We start from the raw sequence: 14230 nt of genomic DNA on the forward strand, positions 1-14230 counted from the left end.
ACTATACCTTTACTCAAAGCCTTACCTCCAGCAGGATTAAAAATATAAATTATAAGCCTGACTAATGGTGAGTCAAAATTAGCACATGTTTACTTGCACTGGTAGCTATAACTGGTTAGTCGTTCTATACCTAAGCTGGAATACGAACTTGTAGCGGGATGCCCATGTGCGGTATAGGTATAGCTAATAGTGTTGGTTTCTGCCCACCCAGTCCTGTATGTGCTCAAAAGGTTGTTTTTAGTAGGAGGTTGCGTAGGATGAAAAAAAATGTATTGTAGTATTTGATTAGGGACAGGATTATTATCATAGGTTAGTCTGAAAGCATCTATGGTAACAGGATTACCATTTACATATTCATATTTCCATGACTGTACCCAATCAGGACTATTGACAGATATTAACTGTGCTTCTGAAAGGTCACCCTTATCATCATAATAAAAAGCATAATATGAATACGGGTTCTGTGTTTTTGTGGAAAATTCAATCCTCTTTACAATTTTCCCCTGCTTATTATATTCAAATACATGCCTACTTAACTCACTTACAAACTCAATTAACTGATTTTTATCATCATATAGCAGTTCAAGTTGGCTCAGGAAAACACCATCTTTTTCATAAGAAATATGGGTTAACTTATTCTTTTCATCATAGAGCAGACGCCTGGTCGTACTATATGGCTTTATCCCAGTTCCCAACATTGTAGTATCAACCTTAAGTTCGAATACCTCTTCGACTAACAGACATGTCGGAGTTGGTTCTGGCTCCTTGGACTTAGTACAACTCCAAAGCAGCAGGAGTAATGGTAGCAGAGGGGCAGTTTCGTTTTCATGCAGGAAAGATATAGACAAATCAAATTATACCAAAACTCCTCCAGCTTCTCTCCTACCTTCGGGCTCAGATCCGGGGAAAAGGAAAGTTTAATCTGATCGTGCATCCAGACGAGCACCGGCTATTGCGGGTTTCTTTTGTTGTACTCGGTCACATAATGGGTGATCGTTTTGATGTCGAAGCTTGCACCGTTGTTTATTTTGTAAGCCAGCACTTCATCATCGCCCATCAAGTCTAACAACACTTGCCGTGCTGCAGTTAAGCGTTTCCCGACTAACAGGCCGGTCGCGATCGGATTACGCAAGCCGCCTCTTTCACCGACTTTACCAAGGTAATAGTAAGTCATTTTACCTCCTCCTCCTGTCATCATCATACCTGGCCCTCCGGCCGGGGCCATAGCAAAGGTGGTAGGCGTCCATCCGTTACTGGCATAAAGCGTCACTTTTCCCTCAATCACCTCCGTTACAAATCCATTTCCTTGTGACGATTCATCAGCGATATTGCGACGCTGGTACAAATTTCCATTAGAGGAATAACTGCGTAAGTCAAAGTACTTCACTTTAAGCTTTTCTCTTTCGAGCGTTTTCATCACCAAGTAATCGTTATGCTCTTTAATTATGGTGCCTTCGCGGGTTTCACCTGTCATTTCATAAACAATAAAGTCCTGTGCCGATACCAGGCGTGCCGTAAACAACAGGAAAATGGTAAAAAGGGCAGGTAAGCTAAGCCTCATGATGCGATAAGAATTGGAAAATCAATAATAGTGAAAAAAAGGCGCCTGCTTGGTCTACTACAGGTATAAGCTGTTGAGCAAACGCGCTTGTAATTATTTAAAAAGTTGAAGATAGCTAGTGTTTTCTGAATATAAAAATGCTTGCTGCTTATACCTTCTGCTCAAGTAGCTGCACGAGCTACCACCACGCACTGACAGCCGGTGCATGCGCACTGTAAACAAAAAAAGCGGGGCTCAAAGGTTTTGCACCAGCCCCGCTTTTATTTATGTTATTCAGTATGATTTTACCTCTGTAGCTGACAGCCCTTAAGCCTCCTGTTTCTGAGCAGCCAATAATTCGTCAAGCCCTTCCATGGCACTGGTCAGGCCTTCTTTAAAGCCCATCTGGATGGTGGTTTCGAGTTGTGCCAGGTCATCGAAAATGATCAGGTTCTCTACTAAGGTCACCTCATTTTTGGGTGTAAAGCTTACCTCCCACTTCGACTGCGGCATTTCTGTGTTTACCACTCCTTCCGCATCTGCAAAACCATCCAGTGCGGTAAAACGCTTTTTAGGATCAATGGTCTTGTAATTGGCCAATGCCCAGTGCTCTTCCCCTTCCGGACCAACCATGGCATAGTGCCAGTGGCCGCCTTCTCTGAAATCCATCGTTTTGGTGCGGGCCTTCCAGGGTTTGGGCGCCCACCATTGGTCCAGGATCTCGCTTTTTGTGTAAGCATCCCACACCAGCGGGAGCTCTGCTGCAAACTCTCTTTTAACTGTGATCGTTTTGTTTTCCTTGTTCACGGAAAACTCGAATTCAAGGTCCTTTTTCATGGCTTATTTTGTTTTAGATTTGATAATACATTGTCTAGTTCGTTAAAGCGGTCTTCCCATATCTTCCTGAACTGGTCCAGCCATTTGTCAATTTCTTTCATTTTAGCTACTTCCAACTGATAGTAAATTTCCCGCCCCTGCTGCTCCTGTTTTACAAGCTGGCACTCCGTCAGGATCTGCAGGTGCTTTGAAATAGCTTGTCTGCTGGTGTCAAAATGTTCGGCAATAGCATTCGGCGTCATGGCCTGCAGGGCAATTAAACCGATAATGGCTCTTCGGGTGGGGTCTGCTATCGCCTGGAAAACGTCTCTTCTCATGTGTCAGCCTAAATATGCAACCGTTTGTTTGCTAATATACGCGCAACTAATCAGTTGCGCAAATTATTTCAGCTATTTTTTTATGTAACGCACTGAATAAGCGTCTTTTAATCAGAAATCATGCTGAAATATTTGTGTCAGACTCTCACTAGTAGATCACCCTTCTCCTATACTTAAAACATCTGCCTGCACATCATTTTCCCCGACAGTACGATCATCCGTCGGGCTATCAAACACCACCAGCACACGCTGCTCATCGAGTATGGCAAGTCCTTCTGCTTTGTCTTTCCCGGTGTTCTCGCCGGTGCCGTGCGGCACCTCGCTTAGCCGCTCCAGCTCGTTGTTGTGCACCACCTGCTCCGTGTCCCCGTTCAGGGCATTGCGCCAGCGGTAAATGGCGATCACGCCGTCCAGGTCCATGGTGGGACCGGCCAGCAGGTACATGTCATTCCCGTGAATGCGTAGCTCCCGTATACCTTTGCCCCGCAGGTTCAGAAAGTGCTTCCGGTAGGGTTTCTCCTTTGTCAGCTGCTTCAGGTGCAGGATGCCCGCCTCGTCTTCCTCGGGCTCCACTTCCAGCACCATGGCCCAGCCACGTAACACCGGACCGCGCAGCCCAATGAAAATGCGGCTGCCGTGTATGGCCAGCCCTTCTATATCGAAACCGTTGTCTTTGCCGGGGATGTTCATAAAAGGCGCTATGTGCTCGTCCTGCTCCATCACCCGAGTTAGCAGATTGCTGGTTTTGTCGCCCCGCAACTGCCCCGCACGCAGCATTTTCCCGGGCTGGTCCGGGTGCGCCACTTCTTTGTAAAGGGTGTAGTCCCCTGTTTTCGGGTCCTGCAGAATGGGGATGCGCGCCAGGATGTAGCGGTTAGGGTCGCTTTTGATCTGAGCCAGGCGCTTGATCTGTTTGGCGATGAAGTCGTGCCGCTTCGGCTTCTTTCGCTTCAGGCTGTGGGAACCCACCAGCCAGAGGTAGTGATCGGACATGCCCATACCTTCTATGTCGATCTCGCTGTGGTTCTGGGCCGGCAGGTCGAGGTAGGCATGCACATCAAACGAGTGGTGTTTGCCAAAGGCCCCGTCAGGCAAACGGGTGAGGCGCTCAATGGTGGTACGCTCATCGCAGCTCAGCCATAAATTATCGCCAAGAAGCAGAGCGGTTGAGAGGCCGTCGCGCACATGCTTGCCTTCGGCATTCAGGCTCAGGTCCGGGGAAAAGCAAAGTTTGATTTGATCTTGCATGCTGTATGTAACGATTTTTGTTTCACCTGTTCAGGTATACATACGCTTGAAGATCGGCCGGGACTGTCGGTGCAGGATAACATTATTACAAACCTAATTTCGTTTTTCGAAAGCTGCTAAACCTTGTAACCTAACAGAGCACCAAGTTTTGCCATCAGGTTTAACATGAATTCAGGTGGTTTTACAGATCTGATGGTGTCTTTATAGTTCCGGGAATGCTGAGAGAGATAAAACAGGTTTTTAAATCCTTTTGTACCGTTAAGTTTACCTTCTTTCGCCAGCTTCTCCATGGCTACCAGCGATGCGCCAAAGTTAAGTCCGGGTGTATGAATATTGGTCAGGAGAGCGGGTTGTGAAGAAGTGTTTTTAAAGCCATGAACGGCATTTTTGGGTATATGGGCTTCTTCGCCTGCTTTGAGTGTTTCCCACTTTCCGTCCAGGTATAACTCCAGTTCCCCCTCGTGAATTTGATAGTATTCGTCCTGGTAGGGATGCCGGTGAATGTTGGATGCTGCACCCGGATAGAATGTTGCTTTTACTTTAAAAGGCCTATCCGGAGAGATCAGCTGCTGGTCTTCTTCATATTCCGCTACCAGCCCAAGTACCTTCCTTAAATCTATTAACTGTTTTTTCATGGTTCCAGGCAACAGCTCTATACTTGTTCAAGATTGACCAAACATAATTAATACGTTTTTTTCATAGAATATGCCGGGTAGTCTCTTATGTTCTATATGCCGTTGGCTTCAGTTGAACACGAGCTACAAATTCGGACGAGCGCAGAACCAGAGAGCCTTACCGACTCAACTGGCCAATCAATTTCAACTGGTAAAACAGGTGACCACAGAGTATATTTTATGTATATTTATCGTACATACTCCTTCTGCTCACCTTAAACAATAAACCATGAAATCACGCCTCTCCATTCGCCAGCTCTCTCCTTCCGAAAACTCCGCCAGCGCTACGCCTTCCGTATCCGATTACCACAACTACGCCGGTACAGAACACGAACTGAGCGGCGGGGCACGCCGGATCACCATCAGCACACCGAAAGGTGAGTTTTTCGTCTGGACGAAGCGGGTAGGCAACAACCCGACCATCAAGCTGCTCCTGCTGCATGGCGGACCGGGCGGTACACACGAGGCTTTTGAGTGCTTTCATAGCTTCCTGCCCAAGGCAGGTATTGAGTATTACTACTACGACCAGTTGGGCTCCCACTACAGCGACAAGCCCGACGACACCAGCCTTTGGGAAATCGACCGCTTTGTGGAGGAAGTAGAGCAGGTGCGACAGGCGCTGCAACTGGATAAGAGCAATTTTTACCTGCTGGGCCACTCCTGGGGCGGCATCCTGGCCATGGAGTATGCACTCAAGTACCAGCAGCACCTCAAAGGCCTGATCATCTCCAACATGATGTCGAGTGTACCTGCCTACAACCGCTATGCAGACGAAGTGCTGGGTCCGCAGATGCCGGCCGAGGTGCTGGCCGAGATAAAGCAGATAGAAGCCGACAACGATCTTGAGAACCCGCGCTACATGGAGCTCCTGCTGCCGCACTTCTATACCCAGCACGCGCTGCGCATGCCCCTGGAAGAATGGCCGGACCCGGCGCTGCGTATGCTCGACCACATGAACCAGACCATCTACGTGCAGATGCAGGGTCCAAGCGAGTTTGGCATCCGGGGAAATGCCTCGCTGCTGAATTGGGACCGCTCTCAGGATCTGCCAGGTATAGAGGTGCCCACGCTCACCATCGGCGGCCAGCACGATACCATGGACCCGCAACACATGGAATGGATGGCCTCGCAGTTCCCGAACGGCCGCTACCTGCATTGTCCCGAAGGAAGTCACATGGCCTTTTATGACGACCAGAAAACTTACTTTGAAGGGCTGGTGAATTTTATGAAGGACGTGGATCGGTAGCCTTGACATAACCTGTGCTATGGGAATAGAGTAAATAGCTTAGAACTTTCGCTTTTTACCCATGAATCCACTGCATGATCCCGAAAGGATCAACTCCTTTTTTATCCAGCAGATAAAAGACTATGCCATTTTCGCGATGGACACCGAGGGTATGATCGCCACCTGGAACCAGGGCGTAGAGCAGCTGAAAGGATACAAAGAAGATGAATTTGTGGGCCATTATTATGGCATGCTTTTTCCGGATGAATACCAGCAGGCGGGTAAACCCGAGTTAGAAATTAAATCTGCGCTGGAAAACGGCGTGTACGAAGCTAAAGACTGGCGTATGCGAAAAGACGGTTCCCTGTTCTGGGCCACTGTCAAACTCACGCCAATTTTTGCGGACGGCAAGCATATCGGGTTTACAAAAATAACCGGTGACATCACCGAGCAGAAAGCGCTGCAGGACAAGCTGGCCGCACGCCAGCAAAGCGCCCTCGAGCACAAGAACACCGAGCTGCAGCGAATCAACCTCGACCTGGATACTTTCGTGTACACGGCTTCCCATGACCTGCGGTCTCCGATCATGAATATTGAGGCGCTGATGGGTGTTCTGAAAAATGAACTGGAAGCAGCTAACGCGCTGAACGATGACATGAAGGAGATCGTGCAGCATGTAGTGGATTCGGTAGATCGGTTTAAACGAACGATTGACGACCTGACCGAGATCAGCAGAATGCAGAAGGGGTTCAGCGAAAGTGCTCCGAATGATGTGCTCAACATCAAGGAGGTATACGATGAGATCATGGCAGACCTGAACAAGCCTACCAGGCTGAAGGACTGCTTTATTCATACTGACCTGCAGGTATACCAGCTGAAGTTCTCGCGAAAAAACTTCAGGAGTATTCTATACAACCTGATCAGCAATGCCATCAAGTTTCAGTCGCCGGAACGCGACTGCCTTATCACCTTAAGCACACACCTGGAAGGATCGTCAGTGCTGCTCAGCATCAAAGACAATGGCCTGGGTATCAACAAACGCCAGCAGCAACAACTGTTTACCATGTTCAAGCGGTTTCATGACCATGTGGAAGGCACCGGCATCGGGCTCTATATGGTGAAGCGCATCGTGGAGAATGCCGGCGGCAAAATAGAAGTGGAAAGCCAAGAGAATGCCGGCACAGAATTCAGGCTCTACTTTCCGGCAGCGGTATAAGGTCTCGCCCAAGCTAATAAGCCAGCAAACGTCCGCAGGCAATCACCACCACCCATACCACAATGGAGCAAAGCGACACTGCTTTAGCAGTCCGGGGCGTGTTGCCATGTTGCCATTCCGGCGCTGCAGAAAAGATATATCGATGAAATATACCGGCATTGATTCCGCCCACTACCAGCCCGATCATCTTGATATGAAAAACAGAATCAGCAGCCAGGGCCACCGCATTGGTACTGAACAGCAGTATACCGGAAGGTATGATCAGGTATAACCCTCTCCTGGACCAGGGCAATACATGACGGGCCAGCTCGGGGACGGGCAGGTCTTTGGAGAAACCGAGCAGGCGCAGATCGAACAGGAAAGCGGCACCTACCAGCAACACGATGCCCAGGATGTGCAGGATCTCCAGGCAAGGGTATAGCCAGGTGGATTGCCGGATAGCGCTGGCCAGCGCTGATCCTTCCAGCCCCTGCAGCAGCCCTACCCCGATCACGGTCACCGCTAGCGTAGTTCTATTTTCTTATCTCCTACATATACCCGCTCAGCACGCATTTCATCCTTCACCTCCTTATGCGGATAACCCACCACCCGCACTGAGTCGCCGGCCTGCAGCATATCCTTGCTCAGGCCACGGGAGCTCATCCTGCTGGGCGGTGCCAGCACTACTGTCCAGGTTTTGTCCTCGTGCTGTAGCTTTAACATCCCATGCGGGTTTTCATTGGTGATTCCCTCCACCAGGCCGGTATAGTCCAGCGTTTTGGTCTGGTCGTAGTTTGCCCAGCCGTGGTGCAGCGTTGAGAGTGCCACAGAGAACGGCAGTAATAGAATCAGAAGTATTTTGGCAGGCAGCATCATAGGTATAAACTTAATTGTGATACCTAGTTAGAAACGAAGAAAACACGAAAAGGTGTAGGTATGTGCTGGGGCATATAACACCTCTGATCTTTCCCTGTGGCACCTTCTGTAAAATACATCGGAATAACCCGGTGATAATGGATTAAACTGCGTACCTTAGGATATGTTAGAAAACACATTCCCCATCGGATCTGAAGTGTTCGCAAAAGTGAATCCGGATCTAAAGTTAACGATCAGACAATACCTGAAGCGCATCTACTACTGCACCGTCAATGGTAATCCTTCGCAGCGGGACCTGGTGTACTTCGAGCGTGAGCTGATACCCATACCGGTTAAATAAAGATAAAGCCCCTGCCAAAAGCAGGGGCTTTTTAATTTACGAGCTTTATGGATGCTCGCTGTTACTTGATGTTATAAGTCATAAGCGGAATGTTTGCATGCTGACCGGCATCTGTCAGGATCAGGCCTACCCCTTTGGCCCAGAAGTAATTTGTGTTGACGCCCGAATCTATCTCCATGTCCATGAAGATAACAGTCGTTTTAGCCTGCACATGGATCACCTCCTTATAGGTTTTGCCCTCCACTGTTTTGGTGATGTCTTTTGCGATAATGGTAAACGTCATCTTGGTCTCGAACCCATTGATGGTATTGGTCTGGGTCCAGGGTTTACCCACTGGCGTCTCTTCTTTCAGAAATGTCAAGGCAATGTCATTGGACAAGCTCGGGTCCATTCCTATACCGGTATACACGCCCTTTTCTTTCAGCAGATAAGATTTTCTCGTTTCACTTCCCTGCTTTGTTTCGAACTCTGAATAGGTCTTCCCATCAACTACCTTGGTATTGCCTGTGGCAGTCAAGGAATAAGGATTGGTACCACCATAGTTCCAGGTAGAGCCTTTCGTATCAGGTAAGTAATCCAGTTCTGCGGTTGCAGCCGGCGAAGCATCGTCGTCCTTGTCGCCACATGAAACCAGGATGCCCAGCATCAGGCACCACACAAGCACAAATCTATGTTTGTTCATAGGTATATAGTTATTTTACTATGCAAGATAGGGAAATATATCAGTCTTAGAAATCGAATGTTAATGGTTTTCGTCCCTACAAGGGGCAAATACTATCGCACGATCACCACGAAAAAAGGTCCGGACTCAACAGCCGGACCTTTCTAAAATCAGATCAATTAATACCTGCTATTTGCTCTGCTTCTGCCCCGGCTTATAAGTAGCCTTGGCTCTTTTCTCCACGTCTTCGCGGTAGTAGGCTACGTCTTTGAACTCCACATTGGCATAGCGAGCGGCCTGGTCATTGAAGTGGGGTGATTTCGGGTCGCCGCTCTGTCCGCCAGCCAGTATGGTCTTGGCTTTTACCTTGTCGCCAAACTCCACCACGGCCACAAAGCTGTTGCCGGAGGTGCCGTACAGGCGCTTCGTATCATACCGGTTGGCGCCATAGGAAGCCAGTGCTCCCCAGTTGCCCGAGGCCATACCGATCGGGATGCTTGGTGCCGCGTCGTTGAAAGGCTGCTTGATGTCACCGGTCAGACGCTGGAAGCGGTTGATCTCACCCCAGGGCGTGTTCCACTGCCCGAAATCCTGCTCCAGTTCGGCGATGGTCTTGCTGAAAATATCCAGTCGCTCCGCTGCCGGTGCAGTATTGGCATAGTAGTCGAAGCGCTCCATGATATGGCCTTTTGGCGCAGAGCCTTCGCGCAGCAGGTTGGTGGCATAAAAATGCGCCAGCGACATCGCCACCGACTCTTCCGAAACGGCATAGTCCCAGTTGCGCATCACCTCGATGGCTGCCTTCAGTTTCGGGTCGTTTGGCTTCTGGGTATCATAAGCTTTTACGAGCCCAGGTATCAGTACCTCGAAGCCCGGCAGGTAAGGGTCGTAAGCCAGGTCGATCAATTTGTCGAGGGTAAGATTTTCCGCCTTTTTGAGCAAACGAATGGCGTGCACGCCCCGGAAGTTTTCAGGCGAAGGCGCCATGTAAACCGGGTAGTTTTCTTTTTTCGGGCTATACTCAGCAGCAGCTGTGAAAGGCGTCGAGTTACAGTTCTGTATCCAGCCGTTTGGCGGGTTCACGAGGCGGATCGTTTCATCGAGCGGGTGCAGACCGTTCCAGTCGGTTTTCGGGTTGCTGCCGTCTACCGGCTTGGAGTAATCGAAGGAGGTGTCGCGTTTCGGGAAGAAGTTGCCGTGATAGTAAGCGATGTTGCCATCGGCATCGGCGTATACGGTGGCGTTGGAGGAGTTGGTGCGCATCTGCATCATCTCGTCAAACTCCTTCAGGTTGCTTTTCTTGGTGCGGGTATAGGATTGAATCAGGGCATCGACCGGTTTCCACATCAGGGCTGTAGCTACCCACTTGTCGCCGTTCATATGCGTGATCGGTCCATGGTGGGTGCGGTAGGTGGTAAAGGTCTTCTGCTTCAGTTGCTCGCCATCTTTGTAGGCCAGCGTTACTTCCTGCGTTTCTACCGGGCGCAGTTCCTCGCCGTACTGGTAGAACAGCTTGCCGTCCTGCTTCACGATGGTCTCCTCAAACTCGTCGATCACATCGGCATAGGCGGACGTGTGCATCCAACCGGTCTTCTCGTTGAAACCCTGGTAGATGAAAAACTGCCCCCAGGTAACGGCACCATAGGCATTCAGTCCCTCTTCACTCACGGCATGCACCTCACCTCTAAAGAAGAAAGAAGTATGCGGGTTGATTAGCAGCATGGCATCACCGGAGGCAGTGTGCTTGCCGGAGATGGCAAAGCCGTTGGAGCCTTTTGGTTCTTCGAGCAAAGCCGGCTGCACCAGTCCGTGACCGGCACTGTTCAACCCCAACGATCGGTCTTCTTCATAAAAAGCCTTGATGCCTTTGGTAGAAACACTCTCGATGTCGCCGCCAATGGAGCCTTCGCTGAAGTACATCGGCATCCAGGGCTCAAAACGTGTGAGCAGCTTCGGCTTCACCTCCGGGTGGGTGTGCAGGTAATAGTTGATGCCGTCGGCAAAGGCCTGGCACAGCTCCTTCAGCCATTCCGGACTTCTTTCATACTCTGCCTTTGCCTCTTCTTCTGTCATGTACAGACGCGCACGCAGGTCACTGTAAAGTTGCTCCTCACCTTCTACCTCCGCCAGTCTTCCGATGGCCCACATATAGTTGCGCTCCACGCGGTTAAAATCATCTTCGCACTGGGCGTACAGGAGTCCGAACACGGCATCGGCATCGGTCTTACCGTATATGTGCGGCACACCAAAGTCATCGCGCATAATGGTGATACGGGCAGCCTGCTCCTCCCACTTTGCCACTTCGCTTGCAGTGTCGATTTTGCTGTTGGTGGCGCAGGAGGAAAGGTAGATAAACAAAAGCAGCAGGAACGCCTGGGGCTTGAAGAGATAGTTCATGGTTTTAAGGTAGATAAGCTGAAAAACGATCTACCAATTTAAGCATATTTCTGAAATAACACAGGTCCGGTGCGCTGCAAGGGTATCTCATACCCAGGACAGGACCTCACAGCTCCGGGTACCGGGCCCTCTGACAGGTATAGCTAAATGCTTAAATTCTAGCCTGATAGGTATACAATTGATAGTACCTTCCCTGCTTCTCCAGCAACTCTTCATGGCGACCCTGCTCCGCGATACGGCCCTGCTCGATCACCAGGATCTGGTCTGCCTGTCGGATGGTGCTGAGGCGGTGGGCGATCACAAAAGTGGTGCGACCCTGCATCAGGGTTTTGAGACTGGCCTGAATTAAACTCTCGCTTTCGGTGTCGAGGTTAGAGGTGGCTTCGTCCAGGATGAGGATGCGCGGGTCAGCCAGTATGGCGCGTGCTATCGCAATCCGCTGCCGCTGTCCACCCGAAAGCTTCACGCCCCGCTCCCCAATCAGCGTATCCAGACCCTCCGGGAAACGGTCGGTAAACTCCTGCACATGGGCTGCCTGTACAGCCTGCATCAGTTGTTCCTCTGTAGCGTTGGGCCGCGGGAAAAGGATGTTCTGACGGATGCTGCCTTCAAACAGAAAATCATCCTGCAGCACCACCCCCAGCTGACTGCGGTAGCTTTGCAAACTAATGCGCTGCAGGTCGTGCCCGTCTACGGTAATCGTACCACTGTCAGGGTTCAGAAACGAAGCCGCCAGGCCTGCGATGGTCGTTTTGCCGGAGCCGGAGGTGCCTACCAGTGCCGTGACAGAACCGGCAGGAGCCCGAAAGCTGATCTCCTTCACCACGTCTTTGCCGGTTTCATAAGCAAAAGCCACCCGGTCAAACACAATATCGCCGTGAATCTGATCGAGCTTCAGGTTTCGGGTTCCGTGCTCGTCTTCGAGGGGAGTGTTGAGGATTTCCTGGGTGCGATCGAGGCCGGCAAAGGCTTCCGTAAACTGGCTCCCGATATTGCTCATTTGCAGGATCGGTGCGATCATAAAACCCAGGTATAGCGTGAAGGCCAGAAAGTCTCCAAAGGTCATCTCGCCCTTCATGATCAGGTAACCGCCAATACCCATAATGCCAGCGGAGGCAATGCCCAGTAACAGGGTAGCGGCAGAAGTCACCATGCTGGTGGTGGTCAGGCTCTGTTTCACGTTCAGGAAAAGTCTTGTCACGCCATCTTCAAATGTCCTGATCTCCTGCGCCTCCGCATTAAAACCTTTGATCACACGCACCCCGCCCAGCGTCTCGGTCAGGCGACCGGTCACTTCGGCATTGATCACGCCGCGCTCCCGGAAGATCGGCCTGATCTTGCCGAATGCTTTGAGCGAGATCACCCCAAAAATGGCCACCGGAATGAGCGCAAAGCCTGTCATGAGCGGACTGATGTAAATGAGCAGCACGAGGCAGATGAGCGAGGTCAGGACGCCGCCTATCATCTGCGCAAAGCCGGTGCCGACAAGATTTCGCACCCCTTCCACATCCGTCATGATGCGCGATACCAGCTCGCCGGTTTTGGTATTGTCGAAAAAGCGGATGGGCAACTGCATGATGTGGCGCTGCACCTTGGCGCGCAGTTGCGAGATGAGGTGCTGGGCCTCCACACTTAGTATTTGGGTTAACGCAAAAGAAGTAACTGACTGAATGACAATGGCTGTCAGCACGGCCCCAATCAACCATTTGAGCATGGTGCTGTCACCGGTCGGGATCACATCATCGATGAGAAACTTACTCGCACCGGGCAACACCAGACCAGCCAGTCGACTGATGACGATCAGCACTAACCCGACCGCCAGGTACCTCCGGCGCGGCCAGATGATGGTCCGGAATACTTCTGCAATCGTAACGTTCTGTAGTTTCTTTGATTTTGGCATGGGGGTGAAGATACGACAAAAAAACGCTCACAGCAGGTATACCTGCTGTGAGCGTTTCAATTAAGCTGTATGCTATACCTTATGAGGGAATGCTGCGCCGCCAGTTGCTCCATTGCTGGAGTTGGGTGGGGTTGAGCACAGTTTCAATGTTCTGCATCAGGCCGGTGCGGTGCTCGCGTAGCACCCGCATGTGCGTTTGTTTCTGTTCGTGCTTCTGTAGCTCTGCTTCCACACGCTCGCGCAGGGTCAGGAGCTTTGCTTCCAGCTGCTCAAAGCTGATGCGCTTTTCGTTGTAGGCTTTCACGTAGGTGTCGCGCTCGGCATTGGCTCGTATGAGTATTTGCTGGTGGATCATGCTGATACTGCCCCGCGTAGTAACTGTAGACCGCTGGTGGTCCAGTGCAAAGTCTCTGATGGTAGCGGCCTGATTGGTCTGCAAACCTAAAGTAGGCAAGATGTAGGAAAGCGATTGCCGGTCAGTTTTGGCAGTGGCTACCGTATGAATGTTGAATGCTTTTTCATCGCAGCCATCGCGTAGGTGGGGCGTTGCCAGGGCATCCAGGTCATCGAGCAAAAACTCTGACGATGTGAACGAGAGATCGACAGCTGGATCAGCGCCGCCTTTTTCTTCGCAGGCCGACAGGCACAGGAAGGAAACGAAGGCCATCAGCCCCCAGATACGTAACATTTTTTTCATAGCTAAACATTTAAGATTCCCCACCTTGTTTATACGGATCTACAGATAAACAGCGCGCGTATTGGCTAGAGAACCAGGTACGTTTACCATGTTTAGCAATCATGTTCAGAACCCTTCCCGAAACTCCCGCAAGTGGGCGTAACAAACCGGACTGCTATATCCTCCTGTCTGGTTGCCGGAGGAGCGGCTGCCTGCTTGTGCTGGGAAAGACCGCCGGTAGTGGCGCAGCAGCAGACCGGGCTCCTGCAAAGCGGTACAGGCATTGGTCAGGTGCTGGTTTGTGTGCTTTTTCGGATGAATGTGCTGTTTTCCGGGCATAGGCA

Annotated in this window: 16 protein-coding genes; 3 read left to right on the forward strand and 13 right to left on the reverse strand. The window is 50.6% G+C overall.

Features of this window, described 5'->3' with window-relative positions; translation table 11 throughout:
• Positions 1 to 89: 89 nt before the first annotated feature.
• The 6 genes from AC5FXQ_RS18305 to AC5FXQ_RS18330 form a co-directional block, all read right to left on the reverse strand.
• Positions 90 to 848 carry a hypothetical protein gene (locus tag AC5FXQ_RS18305; RefSeq protein ID WP_493603862.1) on the reverse strand — a complete coding sequence of 253 codons (759 nt, stop codon included), beginning with the start codon at positions 846 to 848 and terminating at the stop codon, positions 90 to 92.
• A 101-nt stretch (positions 849 to 949) separates the two neighbouring features.
• Positions 950 to 1561, reverse strand: coding sequence for a hypothetical protein (locus tag AC5FXQ_RS18310; RefSeq protein WP_493603863.1), 612 nt, complete (start codon positions 1559 to 1561; stop codon positions 950 to 952).
• Positions 1562 to 1867: 306 nt separating this feature from the next.
• Positions 1868 to 2377, reverse strand: coding sequence for an SRPBCC family protein (locus tag AC5FXQ_RS18315; protein WP_493603864.1), 510 nt, complete (start codon positions 2375 to 2377; stop codon positions 1868 to 1870).
• Entirely contained in the window at positions 2374 to 2694 is a 321-nt protein-coding gene (locus tag AC5FXQ_RS18320) for an ArsR/SmtB family transcription factor (protein WP_493603865.1), read from the reverse strand. Before AC5FXQ_RS18320 ends, AC5FXQ_RS18315 begins: the two co-directional genes overlap by 4 nt.
• 156 nt (positions 2695 to 2850) lie before the next feature.
• Complete coding sequence (locus AC5FXQ_RS18325) at positions 2851 to 3942, reverse strand: DUF3616 domain-containing protein (RefSeq protein WP_493603866.1); 1092 nt, start codon at positions 3940 to 3942, stop codon at positions 2851 to 2853.
• A gap of 116 nt (positions 3943 to 4058) precedes the next feature.
• Positions 4059 to 4577, reverse strand: coding sequence for a cupin domain-containing protein (locus AC5FXQ_RS18330; protein WP_493603867.1), 519 nt, complete (start codon positions 4575 to 4577; stop codon positions 4059 to 4061).
• Between the two features lie 268 nt (positions 4578 to 4845).
• On the opposite strand from AC5FXQ_RS18330, the gene AC5FXQ_RS18335 reads away from it, so the two are divergent.
• On the forward strand, positions 4846 to 5862 hold the full coding sequence (locus AC5FXQ_RS18335; RefSeq protein WP_493603868.1) for a proline iminopeptidase-family hydrolase: 1017 nt from the start codon (positions 4846 to 4848) through the stop codon (positions 5860 to 5862).
• Between the two features lie 61 nt (positions 5863 to 5923).
• Positions 5924 to 7057, forward strand: coding sequence for a sensor histidine kinase (locus AC5FXQ_RS18340; protein WP_493603869.1), 1134 nt, complete (start codon positions 5924 to 5926; stop codon positions 7055 to 7057).
• A gap of 13 nt (positions 7058 to 7070) precedes the next feature.
• Here the strand turns inward: AC5FXQ_RS18340 and AC5FXQ_RS18345 are convergent, their stop codons facing one another.
• Together AC5FXQ_RS18345 and AC5FXQ_RS18350 are read right to left on the reverse strand one after the other, a co-directional pair.
• Positions 7071 to 7556 (reverse strand): DUF6644 family protein, encoded by a 486-nt coding sequence (locus AC5FXQ_RS18345; RefSeq protein WP_493603870.1) that lies wholly within the window; start codon positions 7554 to 7556, stop codon positions 7071 to 7073.
• 2 nt (positions 7557 to 7558) lie between these two features.
• Positions 7559 to 7912 (reverse strand): DUF6152 family protein, encoded by a 354-nt coding sequence (locus tag AC5FXQ_RS18350; RefSeq protein ID WP_493603871.1) that lies wholly within the window; start codon positions 7910 to 7912, stop codon positions 7559 to 7561.
• 163 nt (positions 7913 to 8075) lie between these two features.
• On the opposite strand from AC5FXQ_RS18350, the gene AC5FXQ_RS18355 reads away from it, so the two are divergent.
• Entirely contained in the window at positions 8076 to 8252 is a 177-nt protein-coding gene (locus AC5FXQ_RS18355) for a hypothetical protein (RefSeq protein WP_493603872.1), read from the forward strand.
• 61 nt (positions 8253 to 8313) lie between these two features.
• Here AC5FXQ_RS18355 and AC5FXQ_RS18360 read toward each other — a convergent pair whose 3' ends face one another.
• From AC5FXQ_RS18360 to AC5FXQ_RS18380, 5 genes are all read right to left on the reverse strand, one after another.
• Positions 8314 to 8934 (reverse strand): hypothetical protein, encoded by a 621-nt coding sequence (locus AC5FXQ_RS18360; RefSeq protein ID WP_493603873.1) that lies wholly within the window; start codon positions 8932 to 8934, stop codon positions 8314 to 8316.
• Between the two features lie 168 nt (positions 8935 to 9102).
• Complete coding sequence (locus tag AC5FXQ_RS18365) at positions 9103 to 11310, reverse strand: acylase (protein WP_493603874.1); 2208 nt, start codon at positions 11308 to 11310, stop codon at positions 9103 to 9105.
• A gap of 151 nt (positions 11311 to 11461) precedes the next feature.
• Positions 11462 to 13210, reverse strand: coding sequence for an ABC transporter ATP-binding protein (locus AC5FXQ_RS18370; RefSeq protein WP_493603875.1), 1749 nt, complete (start codon positions 13208 to 13210; stop codon positions 11462 to 11464).
• Positions 13211 to 13289: 79 nt separating this feature from the next.
• On the reverse strand, positions 13290 to 13907 hold the full coding sequence (locus AC5FXQ_RS18375) for a hypothetical protein (RefSeq protein WP_493603876.1): 618 nt from the start codon (positions 13905 to 13907) through the stop codon (positions 13290 to 13292).
• 105 nt (positions 13908 to 14012) lie between these two features.
• Positions 14013 to 14225: a hypothetical protein gene (locus tag AC5FXQ_RS18380; protein ID WP_493603877.1), complete on the reverse strand. Its 213-nt coding sequence runs from the start codon at positions 14223 to 14225 to the stop codon at positions 14013 to 14015.
• Between the last annotated feature and the right edge of the window lie 5 nt (positions 14226 to 14230).

The organism is Pontibacter sp. LHS1 (assembly GCF_058932855.1).

What these genes read in the sequence shown, in the direction of transcription:
- AC5FXQ_RS18310 (WP_493603863.1), bottom strand. Translation starts at nt 1,561, where the DNA reads ATGAGGCTTAGCTTACCTGCCCTTTTTACCATTTTCCTGTTGTTTACG.
- AC5FXQ_RS18315 (WP_493603864.1), bottom strand. Translation starts at nt 2,377, where the DNA reads ATGAAAAAGGACCTTGAATTCGAGTTTTCCGTGAACAAGGAAAACAAA.
- AC5FXQ_RS18320 (WP_493603865.1), bottom strand. Translation starts at nt 2,694, where the DNA reads ATGAGAAGAGACGTTTTCCAGGCGATAGCAGACCCCACCCGAAGAGCC.
- AC5FXQ_RS18325 (WP_493603866.1), bottom strand. Translation starts at nt 3,942, where the DNA reads ATGCAAGATCAAATCAAACTTTGCTTTTCCCCGGACCTGAGCCTGAAT.
- AC5FXQ_RS18330 (WP_493603867.1), bottom strand. Translation starts at nt 4,577, where the DNA reads ATGAAAAAACAGTTAATAGATTTAAGGAAGGTACTTGGGCTGGTAGCG.
- AC5FXQ_RS18335 (WP_493603868.1), top strand. Translation starts at nt 4,846, where the DNA reads ATGAAATCACGCCTCTCCATTCGCCAGCTCTCTCCTTCCGAAAACTCC.
- AC5FXQ_RS18340 (WP_493603869.1), top strand. Translation starts at nt 5,924, where the DNA reads ATGAATCCACTGCATGATCCCGAAAGGATCAACTCCTTTTTTATCCAG.
- AC5FXQ_RS18350 (WP_493603871.1), bottom strand. Translation starts at nt 7,912, where the DNA reads ATGATGCTGCCTGCCAAAATACTTCTGATTCTATTACTGCCGTTCTCT.
- AC5FXQ_RS18355 (WP_493603872.1), top strand. Translation starts at nt 8,076, where the DNA reads ATGTTAGAAAACACATTCCCCATCGGATCTGAAGTGTTCGCAAAAGTG.
- AC5FXQ_RS18360 (WP_493603873.1), bottom strand. Translation starts at nt 8,934, where the DNA reads ATGAACAAACATAGATTTGTGCTTGTGTGGTGCCTGATGCTGGGCATC.
- AC5FXQ_RS18365 (WP_493603874.1), bottom strand. Translation starts at nt 11,310, where the DNA reads ATGAACTATCTCTTCAAGCCCCAGGCGTTCCTGCTGCTTTTGTTTATC.
- AC5FXQ_RS18370 (WP_493603875.1), bottom strand. Translation starts at nt 13,210, where the DNA reads ATGCCAAAATCAAAGAAACTACAGAACGTTACGATTGCAGAAGTATTC.
- AC5FXQ_RS18375 (WP_493603876.1), bottom strand. Translation starts at nt 13,907, where the DNA reads ATGAAAAAAATGTTACGTATCTGGGGGCTGATGGCCTTCGTTTCCTTC.
- AC5FXQ_RS18380 (WP_493603877.1), bottom strand. Translation starts at nt 14,225, where the DNA reads ATGCCCGGAAAACAGCACATTCATCCGAAAAAGCACACAAACCAGCAC.